General features: G+C 72.0%; 17 protein-coding genes and 1 tRNA gene. 11 read left to right on the forward strand and 7 right to left on the reverse strand.

The annotated features are described in order from the left end of the window. Positions 1–16 precede the first annotated feature (16 nt). Positions 17–104 (reverse strand) — tRNA-Leu (locus ACWEBX_RS32005). A gap of 187 nt (positions 105–291) precedes the next feature. Here ACWEBX_RS32005 and ACWEBX_RS32010 point away from each other — a divergent pair. The 3 genes from ACWEBX_RS32010 to ACWEBX_RS32020 all read left to right on the forward strand — a co-directional run bounded on the left by ACWEBX_RS32010 (position 292) and on the right by ACWEBX_RS32020 (position 3,282). Beyond that, positions 292–1,617 (forward strand): M20/M25/M40 family metallo-hydrolase, encoded by a 1,326-nt coding sequence (locus ACWEBX_RS32010; protein ID WP_451888268.1) that lies wholly within the window; start codon positions 292–294, stop codon positions 1,615–1,617. Between the two features lie 216 nt (positions 1,618–1,833). Further along, the gene (gene chpH, locus ACWEBX_RS32015; RefSeq protein WP_451888269.1) at positions 1,834–2,067 is read left to right on the forward strand and encodes a chaplin ChpH; all 234 of its coding nucleotides are present in this window, start codon (positions 1,834–1,836) and stop codon (positions 2,065–2,067) included. Between the two features lie 213 nt (positions 2,068–2,280). After that, a complete protein-coding gene (locus tag ACWEBX_RS32020) occupies positions 2,281–3,282 on the forward strand; it encodes a chaplin (protein WP_451888270.1) in 1,002 nt (333 codons plus the stop codon). A gap of 194 nt (positions 3,283–3,476) precedes the next feature. Here ACWEBX_RS32020 and ACWEBX_RS32025 read toward each other — a convergent pair whose 3' ends face one another. Further along, positions 3,477–3,665 carry a DUF5703 family protein gene (locus ACWEBX_RS32025; RefSeq protein ID WP_451888271.1) on the reverse strand — a complete coding sequence of 63 codons (189 nt, stop codon included), beginning with the start codon at positions 3,663–3,665 and terminating at the stop codon, positions 3,477–3,479. Positions 3,666–3,712: 47 nt separating this feature from the next. On the opposite strand from ACWEBX_RS32025, the gene ACWEBX_RS32030 reads away from it, so the two are divergent. Beyond that, the gene (locus ACWEBX_RS32030; RefSeq protein ID WP_451888272.1) at positions 3,713–4,411 is read left to right on the forward strand and encodes a hypothetical protein; all 699 of its coding nucleotides are present in this window, start codon (positions 3,713–3,715) and stop codon (positions 4,409–4,411) included. A 256-nt stretch (positions 4,412–4,667) separates the two neighbouring features. Here the strand turns inward: ACWEBX_RS32030 and ACWEBX_RS32035 are convergent, their stop codons facing one another. Beyond that, entirely contained in the window at positions 4,668–6,938 is a 2,271-nt protein-coding gene (locus ACWEBX_RS32035) for a helix-hairpin-helix domain-containing protein (RefSeq protein ID WP_451888273.1), read from the reverse strand. Further along, on the reverse strand, positions 6,935–7,918 hold the full coding sequence (locus tag ACWEBX_RS32040) for an aldo/keto reductase (protein WP_451888274.1): 984 nt from the start codon (positions 7,916–7,918) through the stop codon (positions 6,935–6,937). The genes ACWEBX_RS32035 and ACWEBX_RS32040 overlap by 4 nt, the downstream gene beginning before the upstream one ends. A gap of 144 nt (positions 7,919–8,062) precedes the next feature. On the opposite strand from ACWEBX_RS32040, the gene ACWEBX_RS32045 reads away from it, so the two are divergent. Continuing rightward, positions 8,063–9,118: an LLM class F420-dependent oxidoreductase gene (locus ACWEBX_RS32045; protein WP_451888275.1), complete on the forward strand. Its 1,056-nt coding sequence runs from the start codon at positions 8,063–8,065 to the stop codon at positions 9,116–9,118. 227 nt (positions 9,119–9,345) lie between these two features. Further along, positions 9,346–10,134 carry a ferritin-like domain-containing protein gene (locus ACWEBX_RS32050; RefSeq protein ID WP_451888276.1) on the forward strand — a complete coding sequence of 263 codons (789 nt, stop codon included), beginning with the start codon at positions 9,346–9,348 and terminating at the stop codon, positions 10,132–10,134. A 13-nt stretch (positions 10,135–10,147) separates the two neighbouring features. Here ACWEBX_RS32050 and corA read toward each other — a convergent pair whose 3' ends face one another. Beyond that, positions 10,148–11,146, reverse strand: a complete 999-nt coding sequence (gene corA, locus ACWEBX_RS32055; protein ID WP_451888284.1) for a magnesium/cobalt transporter CorA — start codon at positions 11,144–11,146, stop codon at positions 10,148–10,150. 98 nt (positions 11,147–11,244) lie between these two features. Between corA and ACWEBX_RS32060 the strand changes: the two genes are divergently transcribed. From ACWEBX_RS32060 to mshC, 4 genes are all read left to right on the forward strand, one after another. Then, the gene (locus ACWEBX_RS32060) at positions 11,245–11,931 is read left to right on the forward strand and encodes a histidine phosphatase family protein (RefSeq protein ID WP_451888277.1); all 687 of its coding nucleotides are present in this window, start codon (positions 11,245–11,247) and stop codon (positions 11,929–11,931) included. 115 nt (positions 11,932–12,046) lie between these two features. After that, complete coding sequence (locus ACWEBX_RS32065) at positions 12,047–12,637, forward strand: DUF3090 domain-containing protein (RefSeq protein WP_451888278.1); 591 nt, start codon at positions 12,047–12,049, stop codon at positions 12,635–12,637. After that, the gene (locus tag ACWEBX_RS32070) at positions 12,601–13,428 is read left to right on the forward strand and encodes an SCO1664 family protein (protein ID WP_451888279.1); all 828 of its coding nucleotides are present in this window, start codon (positions 12,601–12,603) and stop codon (positions 13,426–13,428) included. Before ACWEBX_RS32065 ends, ACWEBX_RS32070 begins: the two co-directional genes overlap by 37 nt. Positions 13,429–13,522: 94 nt before the next feature. After that, positions 13,523–14,752, forward strand: a complete 1,230-nt coding sequence (mshC, locus tag ACWEBX_RS32075) for a cysteine--1-D-myo-inosityl 2-amino-2-deoxy-alpha-D-glucopyranoside ligase (protein ID WP_451888280.1) — start codon at positions 13,523–13,525, stop codon at positions 14,750–14,752. A 98-nt stretch (positions 14,753–14,850) separates the two neighbouring features. Here mshC and ACWEBX_RS32080 read toward each other — a convergent pair whose 3' ends face one another. Continuing rightward, the gene (locus ACWEBX_RS32080) at positions 14,851–15,480 is read right to left on the reverse strand and encodes a hypothetical protein (RefSeq protein WP_451888281.1); all 630 of its coding nucleotides are present in this window, start codon (positions 15,478–15,480) and stop codon (positions 14,851–14,853) included. A gap of 63 nt (positions 15,481–15,543) precedes the next feature. Further along, a complete protein-coding gene (locus tag ACWEBX_RS32085) occupies positions 15,544–17,292 on the reverse strand; it encodes a S8 family peptidase (RefSeq protein ID WP_451888282.1) in 1,749 nt (582 codons plus the stop codon). A gap of 195 nt (positions 17,293–17,487) precedes the next feature. Between ACWEBX_RS32085 and ACWEBX_RS32090 the strand changes: the two genes are divergently transcribed. Beyond that, a partial coding sequence (locus tag ACWEBX_RS32090) for a hypothetical protein (protein WP_451888283.1) occupies positions 17,488–17,692 on the forward strand: 205 nt, incomplete at its 3' end.

Consider the following 17,692-nt stretch of genomic DNA (forward strand, 5'->3'; position numbering starts at 1 on the left):
CGAAGTGGGGTCTCGCTGGTGTCCGAGGGGGGACTTGAACCCCCACGCCCGATAAAGGGCACTAGCACCTCAAGCTAGCGCGTCTGCCATTCCGCCACCCGGACAAGGTGTTTGTCGCGCGGGGTTTCCCTCGCGGCGACAGGTGAAACATTACCAGGCTTTCGAGGGGCCCCGATCACCCCCCGTCGCGGCGTGAACGGCGTGTGACGGGCCGGGGCCGCCCTTGGGCAGGAGGGCGGGTGGGGGAGAGGATGAGGGTGACCACCAGCGGCGACAGCGGGAGGAACCAGCGTGAGCGAGAGCGGCACGACCAGGAACGTCACGGGCGAGGACGAGGTCGTGGACCTCTGTCGTGAGCTGATCCGGATCGACACCAGCAACTACGGGGACCACTCGGGCCCGGGCGAGCGCAAGGCCGCGGAGTACGTCGCCGAGAAGCTCGCCGAGGTCGGCCTCGAACCCCAGGTCTTCGAGTCGCACAAGGGCCGTGCCTCCACCGTGGCCCGCATCGAGGGCGAGGACCCCTCGCGGCCCGCGCTCCTCATCCACGGCCACACCGATGTCGTACCGGCCAACGCGGTGGACTGGACCCACCACCCCTTCTCGGGCGAGATCGCCGACGGGATGGTCTGGGGCCGTGGCGCGGTCGACATGAAGGACATGGACGCCATGACGCTCGCCGTCGTACGGGAGCGGATGCGCACCGGCCGCAAGCCTCCGCGTGACATCGTCCTCGCCTTCCTCGCCGACGAGGAGGCCGGCGGGACGTTCGGCGCCCGGCACCTGGTGGACAAGCACCCGGACCTCTTCGAGGGTGTCACCGAGGCGATCGGCGAGGTCGGCGGATTCTCCTTCACGGTCAACGAGAAGCTGCGGCTGTATCTCGTCGAGACCGCGCAGAAGGGCATGCACTGGATGAAGCTGACCGTGGACGGCACCGCCGGGCACGGTTCGATGATCCACAAGGACAACGCGATCACGGAGCTGTCCGAGGCCGTCGGGCGGCTCGGCCGGCACAAGTTCCCGGTGCGGGTGACGAAGACCCTGCGGCACTTCCTGGACGAACTCGGCGACGCCCTGGGCACCGAGCTCGACCCCGAGAACATGGACGAGACGCTCGCCAGGCTCGGCGGCATCGCCAAGCTCATCGGCGCCTCGCTGCAGAACACCGCCAACCCGACCCAACTGGGCGCCGGCTACAAGGTCAACGTGATTCCGGGGCAGGCCACCGCGCATGTCGACGGCCGCTATCTGCCGGGCTACGAGGAGGAGTTCCTCGCCGACCTCGACCGGATCCTCGGTCCCCGGGTCAAGCGCGAGGACGTGCACGCGGACAAGGCGCTGGAGACCGGCTTCGACGGTGCGCTCGTCGACGCCATGCAGACCGCGCTCTCGGCCGAGGACCCGATCGCCCGCGCCGTGCCGTACATGCTCTCGGCCGGCACCGACGCCAAGTCCTTCGCCGATCTCGGCATCCGCTGCTTCGGCTTCGCCCCGCTGAAGCTGCCCCCGGAGCTGGACTTCGCGGGGATGTTCCACGGAGTCGACGAGCGGGTTCCGGTGGACGCTCTCCAGTTCGGCGTGCGTGTACTGGACCGATTCATCGACGCGTCCTGACGGGACGCCGGCGGCCCGCCCCGCCCGGGCGTCGGCGGGCTGACCTGCCGAACTGCCCGGGAGGCGCGGGGTGTTGACGCCGGCATTCGCCCGTACGTGCGGAGATCGCCCGGGACGGGTGAATGCGACCATAAGCCCATAGCTCTACTACTCCCTCCTCGTTACAGGTGTTGCGATCCGCTGCTTTGGACCGCGTTTTGCCTACCAGGAGGAATAATGATCAAGAAGATCGTCGCTGCCGCTGTCGCCACGGGTGGTCTGGTTCTCGCGGGTGCGGGTCTGGCCGCCGCCGACTCCGGCGCTCAGGGTGCCGCGGTGGGTTCCCCGGGTGTCGCCTCCGGCAACGTTGTTCAGGTGCCCGTCCACGTTCCGGTGAACGTCTGCGGCAACACGGTCTCCGTGATCGGGCTGCTGAACCCCGCCTTCGGCAACACCTGCTTCAACCACTGACGTCGCGCCTCATCCCATGAGGGAGATCCCCCGGGTCTCCTCGTGAGGGTCACTTCGTGAAGGTCTGAGCTCGTCCGCCCCGGAGTGCGCGCCATGCGCTCCGGGGCCGACCGGCTTTCCCGCGTACGCCCGGTGGTGTGCGCGTGCTCTCGATGGTCCACGTCCCCAGGACTGTTGGTCCACGTCCCAGGACTGAAGGCAGGGATTTCAGCTATGCGACAGGTCACCCGCAAAGGCCTGATGACCGTGGCGGCGGCCGGTGGTGTCCTCGCGGTCACCAGCGTCTCCGCGCACGCCGACTCGGGCGCGATCGGTTCCGCGTCGAACTCTCCCGGCGTGCTGTCGGGCAACACCGTGCAGGCGCCCGTGAACGTGCCGGTCAACGTCTGCGGAAACACCGTGAACGTGGTCGGGCTGCTCAACCCGGCGATGGGCAACACCTGTGCCAACCACGGCGGCGGAGGCGGTTCGTCCGCGGGCCGGGGACATCAGGGCGGTCACGGCAAGCAGAGCGGTCAGGCCGGCCGGACCCACTCCGGCGGCTCACGGGCCGGCGGCAGCGCCGCCCACTCGCCGGGCGTGGGCTCGGGCAACCACGTACAGGTGCCGGTCGACGCCCCTGTGAACGTCTGCGGCAACAGCGTGAACGTCGTCGGGATCGGCAACGCGGCGGGGGGCGACAGGTGCGCGAACGGAGGGGGCGAGGGCGGCCACCACTCGGGTCACCCGAGCCACCCCGGACACCCCGGTCACCCGGGTCAGCCCGGACACCCGGGTCACCCTGGCCACCCCGGGCATCCAGGTCACCCCGGTCAGCCGAGCCACCCTGGCCACGACGGTGACTGTGAGCATCCTGGTCACCCCGGACACCCCGGACACCCCGGTCACCCTGGCGAGCCGGGACACCCGAGCCACCCCGGCCACCCCGGAACGCCCGGTCACCCGAGCCACCCCGGAACCCCTGGTCACCCGGCCAACCCCGGTACCTCCGGACACCCGGGCACGTCCACCTCGGGCGGCGGCAAGCACCGCGCCGGTGCCGTGCAGGCCGGTCGGCCCGGCTCGCGGGCCGACGTGCGGACGCCGGCCGCGGACGGGGGTGCCGAGCTGGCCCACACGGGCAGTGAGCTGCCGGTCGGAGCGGCCGTACCGGCGGCAGCCGCCGCGCTGCTGGCCGGCGCCGTGCTCTACCGCCGGGCGCGTGCCGCCGCGTGACGTGGCGACGTGATCCAAGCCGGAGAAGTTGCGATGATCACATCGGTGGGTGAGGCGCAGACGCGCCCTCACGCGCGCAGTACTGATCACCGCGCGGCACGGCTGCGAACGGGGCGCCACGGCCTTCCCCCGTGACGTGAGTGACGGTGCGGGCCTCGCGTCGGCGGGGCCCGTACCGGTTCAGCGGCCGTCTGTCACCACGTGGCGCGTACCTGGCGGATGATCCGGCGGCGCAACCGCACTCTGCGGCTGCCGTCGCGGAGCAGGCTCAGGCGGTCCAACTCCCAGTGTCCGTACTCGGCATGGTCCGTCAGCAGACGTGTCGTCTCGTTGCGGGAGACCCCGCGAGGTACGTACACGTCGACAAATTCGTATTCCGGCATCGCATCTATTGTGCGGGCAGAGCCCCTGTACGGATAGCGTCTGCACTATGTCTGATGCTGTGCAGCCCACCGCTGCCGAGGTACGCGCCGCCGCAGAGGCTGTCAAGACCGCACTCGACCGCCACCTGGCCGCGGTCGAGCGCAGGACGGGCGATGACGACCCGGACGTCTACGAGGCTTTCAACGAGCTCGCCGCGGCGGCCGAGGAGTACGACGAGCTCCTCTACGACCGCTACGACGAGGTCACGCCCTTCGAGATCCCCGGCGGTGACGACACGCTGCCTCCGTACACCGGACCCGAGGAGCCGAACGCGCTGAGCGTGGTGATCCGCCGGGACTACGCGGTGGTGGAGCCCCAGCGGCTGCTGGCGCAGGCCCAGCGGGTGGAGGCGGTGGAGGAGGACGGCGCCACCGCCGACGAGGGCTTCGACGCGGCCGCCGGCACCGTTCACGGTGCGCTGGGGGTCCTCTTCGGAGAGTTCGAGCCGGACGAGATCGCCAGCCGGCACAAGGAGTTCGGACTGGAGGAGGGCGACTCCACGCTCTGGGTGACCGCCGCGGACGAACCGGCCGAGCCCGGCGAATGGCTGGAGACGCCCTTCGAGTCGATCGACCCGCAGCGGGTCGTCTGCCGCTTCGACGTCAGCGCGGTCTTCGACGAGGAGTCGGACGACGACGACCTGGACGACGACCTCGGCTCCGGCGCGGACAACGACTCCGTGGACCGGCTGGACGCGGATCGCTGAGACGACCCGGCACGCAAGTGCCCCCGCGGGTGGCGGCCACCGGACCCCGGTGACCGCCACCCGTGCGTTCAGGCCCCACGACCGCCCGGGTCTTATGCCGCCCGGGTTTCACGGCCGCCCTAGCCCAAGGCCAGCCCGAGCCCAAGGCAGGCCCGCGTCCCACGGCAGGCCCGGGCCCCACGGCAGGCCCGGGCCCCACGGCAGGCCCGGGCCCCACGGCCGGCCCGGGCCCCCACGGTCCCCGCCCCTCCCGGGATCAGCCGCCCGACGTCGGCGTCTGCGCCTTCAGCAGGGCCTGCAGGCGGGTCGTGCGCGGCTTCTGCGGGACCTCGGCCACCGCGTGCGGCAGCGCCTGCTCCACTCCGTGCACGACGGACAGATGCCGCTCGGCCCGCCCGAAGGCCGTGTAGACCCAGGGCCGGGTCAGGGCCGCCGCGGCGTCGCCCGGCAGCACCACGACCGCGGCCGGCCAGCGCAGCCCCACCGCCTGGTGCGCGGTGAGCGCCCAGCCGTGCCGCAGGGTCTGTTCCACCCGCTCCTTCGCTACGACCACGGGAGTGCCCGAGCAGTCCAGGTGCAGCCCCTCGGCGTCGGCCTTCACCACACGGCCCGGCAGCGAACGGCCCGGCGTGGGGGAGTGGACGATCCGGTCGCCCGGGTCGAAGCCGCCGAAGCGGCCGGGACCGGGGTTCAGCCGCTCCTTGAGGGCGGTGTTCAGCGCACGGGTGCCGACCGGGCCGCCGTGCCCCGGGGTGATGACCTGGGTCTGCTCGGCCGGGATGCCGATCGCGCGCGGCACCGAGTCCGCGACGAGCTGAACCGTCCGGTGGACCGCCTCGCCCGCGTCGTGCACCGGGACGATCACCACCTCCTTGCCGGGCGCCTCGACCTGGTTGAGCTCGCCGATGCCGATCCCGGAGACCAGCTCGCCGATGGGCCCGGGGTCGGGGGTCCGCGAGGCCACCTGCGGGCAGGCGCGGGCGGCGAGCAGGTCCGCGAAGACCCGGCCGGGGCCCGCGGACCACAGCACACCCGGATCACCGCTCAGCACGAGACGCGCCCCGTCCGGCAGCGACTCCGCGAGCACGGCCGCCGTCTCGACGTCGAGCTGTGGCGCGTCCAGGACGACCAGGACGTCCAGGTCCAGGGCGCCGTCCGCGTCCCGGCCCGGGCCTTCGGCGCCGGAGAGAAGCCCGGCGACCGTGGCGGCTCCGGTCGCCTCGTCGCCCGTGGGGCGGTCCGCGGCGCCGTCCGCCGCCTCGTGCCGGGCCAGTCGGGCGGCGAAGCCGTCGCGCCCGCCGGAGGTGTGTGCGGCGGCCCAGCCGCGCAGTCCGAGCGCGCGGGCCGCGTGCAGCAGCGCCGCCGCCTCGGACCGCGAGGCCTCGCCACCGGTGTGCAGCACCAGGCCGTGGGCGGCGACCGCGCGGATCAGCTCCCCGGCCGAGCGAGGTGCCGAGGCCGCTTCCCGCTCCCAGTCCGCGGCCGAACCGTCCTCCTTCGGCACCGAGTTCATCAGCCGGGCGAGCCCGTCGGCGAGGCTCTCCTCGGCCAGCGCGTACCGTTCCAGGCCGATCAGGATCCGCACCGGGCGCTCCTGCTCCTCCTCCGCGTCCTCGTCCGGGGCCGCCGCGGCCGGGGGAGCGGTGTCCAGCGCGTCCTGGAAGACCAGGGCCTCGCCCTCCGCGAGAGCGCTCTGCACGGCCGCGTCCGGGTCGGGCACCGAGCGCTGGGAGAGCGCCGCGCTGAGGGCCGCGGCGTCCAGCGCGGTGTGCCCGGCGACGGCGGCCTGCTCCAGCAGCCACACGGTCAGCGCCGTGCCACGGCGTTCGTCGTCCGGACCGCACTCCGCGCCGAGCAGCGCCCGGGCGAATCCGTCGGCCTGCTCGGGCCGCACCCCGGGCACCCTCAGCAACTGCCAGGGGTCCTCGCGGAGCATGCCGTCCGCGCCCTCGCCCAGAACCGCGACGGCCTGAGCCGCGAGCGACTCGGGAGCGCCGGCCCCGGCCAGCACGGCACGGACGGCCGCGACGGCCTCCGGCGGCGCGCCCGGTGCCGGTGCGGCCGGCGCCGCGAGCGGCTGCGGTCGCCGCACGGGTTCCGGGGCGGCCCGGCGCGGAGCGGGATCCGGCTCGCGGAAGGCGGTGGCCACGGGCTTCTCGCCGCTCTCCACGGCCCGCACCGCCGCGAGCAGGTCCGCGGCCGTACCGCTGAGCTTGCCGCCGGCCTCGATCGGCGCCTGCTTCTCCGCCTTGCGCCGATCGATCCGCTCCCGCTCCACACGCTGGGCCGCCAGCTCGGCGGCCGCCTCGGACACCTGCGCGGCCCCTTCGGCGGACCCGGCCCCCTCGGCGCCCGTGGCTTCGCCGGTGCCCTCGCCCTCGTCCCCGGAGACATCCCCGTCCCCGTCCCCGGAGCGGGCGTCCGCCCGGTCCACGTCCTCGCCCGTCGGCTCAGAGTCGCCGGCGGCCGTGTCCGCGTCCGGCGTCCCCGGCTCCGCGTCCTGAGTGGTCTCGGGCTCCGTGCTCACAGCGTGCTCCAGTCGTGATCGGGATAGTGGTGCACCGGGGCCGACACGTCGTCGAGCGCCCGGCAGATCTCGTCAGGAAGACTAAGCGCCTCCACTGACAACGCGGCCGCGAGCTGCTGCGCGTTGCGCGCGCCGACGACGGGCGCGACGACCCCGGGCCGGTCGCGGACCCAGGCGAGCGCCACGTGGAGCGGGGTCACGGCGAGACCGTCCGCCGCGGTCGACACCGCCTCCACGACGCTGCTCGCCGTCTCGTCGAGATAGGGCGCCACGAAGGGCGCGAGGTGTTCCGAACCGCCTCGGGAGTCGGCCGGTGTCCCTGTCCGGTACTTGCCGGTGAGCACACCGCGCCCGAGCGGCGAGGAGGGCAGCAGGCCGACGCCCAGGTCGAGGGCGGCGGGCAGCACCTCCCGTTCGATGCCGCGCTGCAGCAGGGAGTACTCCATCTGCGTACTGGCCAGCCGGGTGCGTATACCGGGTGCCGAGAGCTGCCAGGTGGCGGCTTTGGCGAGCTGCCAGCCGCAGAAGTTGGACACGCCCGCGTAGCGCGCGCGACCGCTGCTGACGGCCAGGTCGAGAGCCTGGAGGGTCTCGTCGAGCGGCGTGTCGGGGTCGTAGGCGTGCACGTGCCACACGTCCACGTGGTCGGTGCCCAGGCGGGCGAGCGAGGCGTCCAGGGCCGACAGCAGATGACTGCGCGAGCCGTCGAAGCGGCGGTCCGACTCGCGCACGCTCCCCGCCTTCGTCGAGATGACCAGGTCCCGGCGCGGAACGAGCCCTTCCATGAGCTGCCCGAGGAGATACTCGGCCTCCCCGTCGCCGTACACGTCCGCCGTGTCGACGAGGTTCCCGCCCGCTTCCCAGAACGTCTTCAAGAGGTCCGCGGCGTCATGCTCGTCGGTGTCCCGCCCCCACGTGAGGGTGCCGAGTCCGATCCGGGAAACACGCAGGCCGGTACGGCCGAGATGCCTCTGCTCCATGGACGCCGAGATTACTGTCCGGCACCGGCGGTGTGGGGGCCTGTGGACAACGGAAATCCAGCGGAAGGCCGCTCCCCGCCAGGGGCGCCCGCACGCTAGGGTCTCGGGCACAAGGGACGTTACTGATCGGTAAGGGGATCGGCCATGCAGCTCGGCATCAATCTCGGCTACTGGGGCGCCGGAATGGACGCGGACAACCTCGCCGTCGCCCGGGAGGCCGACCGGCTCGGATACGCCGTCTGCTGGGCCGCCGAGGCGTACGGCTCGGACGCGGCCACCGTGCTGAGCTGGGTCGCCGCCCAGACCGAGCGTATCGACGTCGGTTCGGCCATCTTCCAGATCCCGGCCCGCCAGCCCGCGATGACCGCGATGACCGCCGCGACGCTGGACTCGCTGTCGGGCGGCCGCTTCCGACTCGGCCTCGGCGTCTCCGGCCCGCAGGTCTCCGAGGGCTGGTACGGCGTCAAGTTCGACAAGCCGCTCGCCCGCACCCGCGAGTACGTGGAGATCGTGCGCAGGGCCATGACACGCGAGCGGCTGTCGTACGAGGGTGAGCACTGGACCCTGCCGCTGCCCGGCGGTCCGGGCAAGCCGCTCAAGCTGACCGTGCACCCGGAGCGCGAGCACATCCCGCTGTACATCGCCGCGATCGGCCCGAAGAACCTGGAGCAGACCGGCGAGATCGCGGACGGCGCGCTGCTCATCTTCCCCTCGGCGGAGCACATCGAGGACACCGCGCTCACCCACCTGCGCGCGGGACGCGAGAAGGCCGGGAAGACGATGGAAGGGTTCGACGTCTGCCCGACCCTGCCGCTCGCCGTCGGCGCCGACAAGGACGTCCCCGCGCTCGCCGACATGTTCCGCCCGTACACCGCCCTGTACGTCGGCGGCATGGGAAGCCGCAAGCAGAACTTCTACAACCAGCTCGCGCAGCGCATGGGCTACGAGAAGGAAGCGGCCGAGATCCAGGACAAGTACCTGTCCGGCGACAAGGAGGGCGCCGCGGCCGCCGTCCCGCACACGCTGATCGACCAGACGACCCTGCTCGGCTCGGTCGACCGCATCGCCGACCGCATGCAGGCGTACGCCGCCGTCGGTGTCACCACGCTCACGCTGGCCCCCGCGGGCTTCACGCTGGAGGACCGGATCGCCTCGCTGCGGGCCGGCTCCGACGCCCTGGAGCGGGCCGGACTCGCGTAACCCCGGCGGAATCGCCGCCGGGAGGTTTCTGCGGCCGTGGTGGGGGCTCGGGGGTCTTCCCCGCCACGGCCGTCACGGGGAACAACGCGCCGACGGCCCCTTGGTTACGCGTCCGGGCCCGCCGCGCCGTCCATCATTCGGCGGATTTGTCGGACACATCGGTTGCCGGGTCCCAGACAACCCATTTGACTCGTTTTCTGCACAACTCTGCAGAGAGGGTGTCAATCATGCTGTCCGCCAAGAGCCTGTTCCAGGAAATCCTCGACAACGACGAGTCGTACCGCCTCTTCTGTTCCATCGCCGCGAGCGGGGAGTCGCAGGGCGGCTGGGAGAACGCCCGGATCGCCGCACTGGTTCCGGAGAGCGAGCGCGCCCTCGCCCCCAAGATCGCCCGGCACGGCGCCGACGAGGACAAGCACGGACGGATCTTCAACGCCCTCATGAAGAAGCGCGGCCTCGAACCCGTCGAGGTGCCGCCCGACACCGACTACACGATGCTCCTGGAACGGCACGGCATCGGCCTCGCGCACGACAAGCTCAAGGGCGATCAGCCCCTCACCGTGCGGGACATCGTCATCTATCTGGCCCACAGCCGGGTCACCGAGCAGCGCGCCTCCGAGCAGATGGACATGCTGCGCAAGCACTTCGCCGACCACCCCGACATCGGCCGCGCGGTGCGGATGATCTCGGCCGACGAGGACCACCACCTCGCCTACTGCCACGAGGAACTGCTGCGCTTCGCCTACGCCGGCCACGGCCGCGCCATCCAGCGGGCACTGCGCGAGTGCGCGCTCGCCGAGATCCGTGTCTACCGGGACGTCAGCCTCGCCGTGATGGCCCACATGGGCCGCCTCCTCGGCTGGTCCCGGGCCAAGGCGGCCGTCCTCGCCGCGGGCATCCACGCCGTGTACGCCTACGAGCGCGCCGCGGGCTGGCGCCGGATGGTCACCCTGGAGATGCCCGAACTGCGCGGCGCCCTGAACGGCCCCGCCACCACGGCACCGGAATTCGCCTGAACCGCGCGCGGACCTACAGCCAGCCCCGCCGCTTGAAGAGCCGGAACAGCGCGAACTCCAGGACGACCATGCCCCCGATCACCGCCGGATACGACCACAGCCAGTGCAGCTCGGGCATGTGATCGAAGTTCATGCCGTAGATCCCCGCGATCATCGTGGGGACCGCGGCCATGGCCGCCCACGCCGAGATCTTCCGCATGTCGTCGTTCTGCCGCACGCTCATCTGCGCAAGATGAGCCGACAGGATGTCGGACACGAGCCGGTCCAGGCTCTCCACGGACTCGTTGACCCGCAGCAGGTGGTCGTTGACGTCACGGAAGAAGGGCTGCGCCTCGCTGTCGAGGAACGGTACGTCCGCCGACCTCAGGCCCGAGCCCGCGAGCCGTGCCAGCGGCATCGCCAGCGGCACCGTCGCCCTGCGGAACTCCTGGACCTGCCGCTTGAACGCGTAGATCCGCGAGGCGGTGTGCCGCGAGCCGCCGAGATGGGGCGAGAAGACCTCCGCCTCCAGCTCCTCCAGGTCGGTGCCGAGCTCGGTCGCCACGTCCAGGTAGTGGTCCACCGTGGCGTCCGCGATCGAGTGGAGCACCGCCGTCGGCCCGTGCCGCAGCGTCTCCGGATCCGACTCCAGCCGCTGCCGGACCGCCTTGAGCGGCGACTCCTCGCCGTGCCGCACGGTCACCACGAACGAGTCGCCCACGAAGACCATGACCTCGCCCGAGGTGACCGTGTCGCTCCGCGGCTCGTACGACACCGGCTTGAGGACCACGAACAGCGAATCCTCGTACACCTCCAGCTTGGGGCGCTGATGGGCCTTGAGGGCGTCCTCGACCGCCAGCGGGTGGAGCCCGAACTCCTCCGTGACCAGGTCGAACTCCTTCTCCGTCGGCTCGTGCAGGCCGATCCACACGAACGCGTGGCCCCCGGCACGGCACTGCGCCAGGGCTTCGGAGAGGTCGTCGGCGCCCCCGGTACGGCGGCCGTCACGATAGATGGCGCAGTCGACGATCACGGTGCGCATTCTCCCTTCGCCGTGGCCCCGCCGCACGCCGGGGGCCGCTTTCCACAGGGCCCGCCGCCTTCCCGGGCCGTCCGTTTACGCTGGGCCGCATGCCCACCCTGATCCTCGTCCGGCACGGACGCTCCACCGCCAACACCGCGGGACTGCTCGCCGGCTGGACGCCCGGCGTCGCGCTCGACGAGCGCGGTACGCAGCAGGCTTCGGCCCTGCCCGGCCGGCTGGCCGGGCTGCCGATCGCCGAGGTCGTCACCAGCCCCCTCCAGCGCTGCCAAGAGACCGTACAGCCCCTGCTCGAGGCCCGCCCCGAGGTCCCCGTGCACACCGAGGAACGCATCGGTGAGGCCCACTACGGCGACTGGTCGGGCCGCAAACTCGCCGAGCTCAAGGACGAGCCGCTGATGGACGTCGTCCAGGCGCATCCGTCCGCGGCCGCGTTCCCGGGCGGCGAGTCGATGCGGGCCATGCAGACCCGCGCCGCCGAAGCGGTACGCGAGTGGAACGCGCGCGTGGAGCGCGACCACGGCGCCGACGCGGTCTATCTCATGTGTTCGCACGGCGACATCATCAAGTCGCTCGTCGCCGACGCACTCGGACTTCATCTCGACCTCTTTCAGCGGATCTCTGTGGAACCGTGTTCCATCACCGCGATCCGTTACACCCGGCTGAGGCCCTTTCTCGTGCGTCTCGGGGACACCGGTGATCTCGCCTCCCTGGCCCCGCGCGAGGAAACCCCCGAGGGTGACGCACCGGTCGGGGGCGGTGCGGGCGCACCGTGATCGTCGGCCGCAGTAGGGTGAAGCGGTCGAACCAGCACAGTAGTTGTCAACCCGTTCTCAGCCGACGCGGGCCGATGCTCAGCCGGCCCCCCTGCCGATTCAATGGAGACAGGACGTGTCCCGTCAGGTGTTCCTCTACGACCCCCCGGACCGCTTCGTGGCCGGTACGGTCGGGTTGCCCGGACGCCGTACCTTCTTCCTGCAGGCATCCTCCGGCCCCCGGGTGACGAGTGTGGCCCTGGAGAAGACCCAGGTCGCCGCGCTCGCCGAGCGCATGGACGAACTCCTCGACGAGGTCGTCCGGCGCACCGGAGGCAGCGCCCCGGTCCCCGCCATGGCCTCCACCGAGGTCTCCGACACCGCCCCCCTCGACAGCCCCGTGGAGGAGGAGTTCCGGGTCGGCACCATGGCGCTGGCCTGGGACGGCGAGGAACAGCGCATGATCGTCGAGGCGCAGGCACTCGTGGAGGTCGAGGCGGAGTCCGACGAGGACCTCGCCGAGGCGGAGGAGCGGCTGCTCCAGGACGAGGAGAACGGCCCGCCCATGCTCCGGGTCCGGCTCACCGGATCCCAGGCCCGGGCCTTCGCCAAACGGGCCCTCGACGTCGTCAACGCCGGCCGGCCCCCCTGCCCGCTGTGCAGCCTCCCGCTCGACCCGGAAGGACACGTATGTCCGCGCCAGAACGGATACCGCCGCGGAGCGTGACGACCGCCGAGCTGCTCGCCCAGGGCGAGCTGAAGGTACGCGGACGGATCCGCGAGGCCTCGAACGCGGTGCTCTACTGCTCCGTGTCCTACGAGGGCCGTGAGGCATTCTGCGTCTACAAGCCCGTCGCCGGGGAACGGCCGCTGTGGGACTTCCCCGACGGCACGCTCGCCCAGCGCGAGGTCGCCGCCTACGAGGTCTCCGAGGCGACCGGCTGGGGGCTCGTGCCCACCACCGTGCTGCGCGACGGGCCGTACGGCGAGGGCATGTGCCAGATGTGGATCGAGCCCTCCGCCACCGAGGACGGTGACGGGCTGCTCGCGCTCGTGCCGGGCGAGGAACCCGCCGAGGGCTGGAAGGCCATCGGCTTCGCCGAGGTCGGCGAGGGCGAGACGGCCCTGCTCGTGCACGCCGACGACGCACGGCTGCGACGCCTCGCCGTCCTCGACGCCGTGATCAACAACGCCGACCGCAAGGGCGGCCATCTGCTGCCCGCGCAGGAGGGCCGCCTCTATGCCATCGACCACGGGGTCACCTTCAACGCCGAGAACAAGCTGCGCACCCTGCTGTGGGGCTGGGCGGGCGAGCCGCTCACGGACGAGGCCCTTCAGGTCCTGGCCTCCCTGCGCGACGCCCTGGCCCCCGGCGCACCCCTGGCCACCCGCCTGGCCGAACTCGTCACACCCGCCGAGATCGAGGCCACACGGGCGAGGGTCGAGGGCCTGCTCGCCTCAGGAAAGCACCCGGAGCCGAGCGGGGACTGGCCCGCGATCCCCTGGCCCCCGGTGTAGCGCGCCGCCGCATCCGCACCGCGCGACACGGTCTTGCCAACGTCAGTTCATGCCCGGTTCGTATCCGGAAGTCCCGTCCGGTTAGGCTCATGACATGTATGCCTGGCCCGCTTCTGAGGTCCCCGCTCTTCCTGGTGAGGGCCGCGACCTCCGGATCCACGACACCGCGACCGGTGGGCTCGTCACCCTCGACCCCGGTCCCGTCGCCCGTATCTACGTGTGCGGCATCACGCCGTACGACGCCACCCACATGGGACACGCGGCGACCTACAACGCGTTCGACCTCGTGCAGCGCGTGTGGCTCGACACCAAGCGGCAGGTTCACTACGTCCAGAACGTGACGGACGTCGACGACCCGCTGCTGGAGCGCGCCATACGCGACGGCGTCGACTGGGTGGGACTCGCCGAGAAGGAGACCGCCCTCTTCCGCGAGGACATGACCGCCCTGCGGATGCTGCCGCCGCGCCACTACATAGGCGCCGTCGAGGCGATACCCGGCATCGTGCCGCTCGTCGAGCGACTGCGGGACGCCGGAGCCGCCTACGAACTCGAAGGCGACGTCTACTTCTCCGTCGAGTCCGACCCCGACTTCGGCAAGGTGTCCAACCTGGACGCCGCCACGATGCGCCTGCTCTCCGCCGAACGCGGCGGCGACCCGGACCGGCCCGGCAAGAAGAACCCCCTCGACCCGATGCTGTGGATGGCCGCCCGCGACGGCGAGCCGAGCTGGGACGGCGGCTCACTGGGCCGGGGCCGCCCCGGCTGGCACATCGAGTGCGTCGCCATCGCCCTCGACCACCTCGGTATGAGCTTCGACGTCCAGGGCGGCGGCTCCGACCTGGCCTTCCCGCATCACGAAATGGGCGCCTCGCACGCCCAGGTGCTGACCGGCGAGTTCCCCATGGCCAAGGCGTACGTCCACGCCGGCATGGTCGCGCTGGACGGCGAGAAGATGTCGAAGTCCAAGGGCAACCTCGTCTTCGTGTCCCGGCTGCGGCGTGACGGGGTCGACCCCGCCGCCATCCGGCTGGCGCTGCTCGCGCACCACTACCGGTCCGACTGGGAGTGGACGGACGCCGTCCTCGAAGAGGCCGTCGCGCGCCTGGACGACTGGCGGGCCGCGGTGTCCCGTCCCGACGGGCCGTCCGCCGACGCGCTCGTCGACGAGATCCGCGCCGCGCTCTCCGAGGACCTCGACGCACCGGCCGCGCTCGCCGCGGTCGACCGCTGGGCCGCGCTGCAGCACGAGAGCGGCGGCACGGACGAGGGCGCCCCCGGCGTCGTCTCGCGGGCCGTCGACGCCCTCCTCGGCGTCGCCCTGTAGAACCTCGTCCCGCCGCGGTCCCACGAGCGCGGCCGGACACCCGAGTGCCGGGCGGAGATCCTCCGCCCGGCACTCTTCGTGTTCTGGAACCCCCGCGCCTACCGGGTCACGATGACGGACTGGAGGGCACCGGTGCCGGTGTCGTAGATCCCGTAGACCTGCTGACCGTAGGCGAAGGCCCTCTGGACCACGTCGTGGGTGACCGGGTCGGGGTGCACGAGCCGGCGCCAGCCGTTGTCGATGAACAGGTACAGCGCCCGCGGCTGGCCCGGGAGCGGGGTCACGACGTCCTGGAAGTGCTGGGCCGTTCCGATGGCCAGCGCCCGGGTCTCGACGGCGCTCGGCAGGATCAGCGGCTCACCCTGCTGGATCTGCTGAATCTGTTGTTGCTGCTGCTGCCCGCCGAGCTGCTGGAGCAGTTGCTGGAACGGCTGCTGCTGGCCGAGTTGCTGGAGCTGCTGCTGCAGGTACTGCGGAACCTGCTGCCCGATCTCGTGCCGGTTGAAGGGCTGCTGGATCTGCTGCCCGGTCTGCATCTGACCGGCCGGCATCTGCTGACCGATGGGCATCTGCTGCCCGAACGACGTCTGCTGACCGATGGGCATCTGCTGTCCGACGGGCATCTGCTGTCCGAACGGCTGCTGTTGGGCGATGCCCTGCTGCTGGTAGGGCGACGTGCTCGGGTACTGCTGCTGACCCTGCTGGCTCATCTGCGGGATCGCGCTCATGCGGGGTGCCACCTTCCATCCATGGTTGGTTGCGTTCCGTCTCGGTCCGGTGGGACCACGTCCTCAGCCCGTGACGACCAGGCCGACGATCTCGTCGTCCGAGAACCAGACCCGTACATCGGGCCGTCCCGCCGCGAAGGCGGAGTGCACCGCCTGACGGATCTCGGGGGACGGGTGGTCGAGGTTGCGCCAGGCGCCGGACACGTACAGCCGGAGCCTCGGCGGGAGTTCGTGCGGATACGGCAGCAGTTCGTCCCAGTACCGCTCGGCGCGGCCCGAGCCGACCGCCTCCGGCAGCAGCCGGGTGACCGCCGCCTTGATGTCCGGGCGGCTGCCGATCCGCTGGGAGGCGGGCCGGCCCGGCGCGTCCTGCTGCGGGGACCCCGTGCTCCGCAGCAGGACACGCGCACGTTCCGAGGACATCGGCGGCCGGCCCGCGGCCTTGAGCATGCCCTGCAGCGCGGCCAGGGCGCCGACCACCACCGGGGAGGCGGAAGAGGTCCCGGAGAACGTGTCCGTGTACCAGGTGATCTCCTCGGCCCCGCCCTGCAGATCGCCGGGCCGGTCCCAGAAGCCACCGGTGGTCGTGACCTCGCGTCCCCAGCCCTGAGCGTCCACGCGGGCGCCGTAGTTGGAGAAGGCGAGCCGTGAACGGTCCGGCCCGTGGTCGCGGCCGTGGGTGCCGGGCGGCGGCGCGCCCGCGCCGACCAGGATCGCCCCGGAGGACGGGTTGGAGGGGTTGAAGGGATTGCGCCACCACTCGGGGAACTCCGCCGGCCGGCGTTCGTAGAGCGCGTCGTCCAGCGACTCGCCGCCGTTGCCGGCGGCCGCCACCACGAGGATGCCCCGGGAGGTCGCGTCCTGGATGGCAGCGAAGTCGTCGGGCCACCACTCGAGTGCGATGTAGCCCTCCTGGCTGTCGCGCTCCTCGAAGTCGAACCGGGGCCCCGGAGCGTGCAGTTCGACCAGGATGATGTCACCGGGGCCCAGCCGTTCCGCCGCCGCGTGGATCGCCGCGGCCGTCCCGATGTCCCGGAACGACGCGGCCGCCGTCACGGCCTCCGGCACGATGCCGGTGATCCCGTGCTCGTTGCGGTCGCCGCCGATCACGCCGATGACCGCGGTGCCGTGGTTGCGCCAGGCGAGGTCCGTGTGCGGCGTGCCGACCACGACCCCGGCGAGCTTCGACGCCAGGTCCTCGTGCCCGAGCTGCCAGGCGCCCTCGACGTCGATCACCGTGACGCCCCGGCCCGCACCGCCGGGCCGCTGCCACGCCCAGTACGCGTCGACGCCCTCGGGCGCCGGGCGCAGGTAGCCCTGCCTGCTGGTGAAGTCGGGGGTGACCGGCGCTCCTTCCTTCAGCCGCCGGCCGTCGTCGGCGCTCCGGCCGGTCCACGCCGCCGGTTCCGTCGCCGCGGGAACGGCACCGGGCTTCACGTACGCCGCGTCGATCCCCGGCAGCGCGGCGATCCGGGCCCGCAGTTCCTGGGCACGGCTGCGCGCGCCGCGCAGCCGGTAGAAGAGCGCGAGGTCGGGCCCGCTCCCGGTGCCCGCCTCCGTGGACTGCCGGAGCCGGTCCTCGCTGCCGAACAGCGGCTCCAGGACGAGCTGTTCGTCGCTGAGGAACATGTCGAGGGCGGAGACGTCCGCGCCCGCCGCCGACCGGACGCCCTCGGCCCGTGCGCGCAGCCTGGCCTCCGGACGGGCGACGACGATCAGCTCCTGCTCGGCTCCTCGGTAGGTGAATCCGGCTCCGTCGGGCCCCGGCCCGGTCGTTCCCGGGCCTCGCTCCGGCTGTACCTGGTCGGTCATCGCGTACCGCTCCCTTCGATCCCTGGGGTGCCGGTCCCTGCGTGTGCCGTACGCCGCACAACCTGGCACGCCCTCGGCATCCCGTCCACCCCGAATTCGCCAACTTGGTTTGAGAACAAGTTGAATTGGGCAACGTGTGCAATCCGTCCTGAAACAGATGTCACGCCGAATTCACGCCAAAGGCCAAGGAGACGGATGTCATGCCGTGGGACGGCAGTGGTGGTCGGGTGGGAGGCCGGGCGGACGGGCGGGAGGGCAGGCAGGCGGGCGGGAGGGCAGGCGGGAGGGCAGGCAGGAGGGCAGGCAGGCGGAAGGGGCGGTACGCGTGACGCCTGGGACTTCTACAAGAACACCTTCGGGCGCAGCGGCATCAAGAACAACGGCGTCGCCGCCTACTCGC

Source organism: Streptomyces sp. NPDC005070 (genome assembly GCF_053600395.1).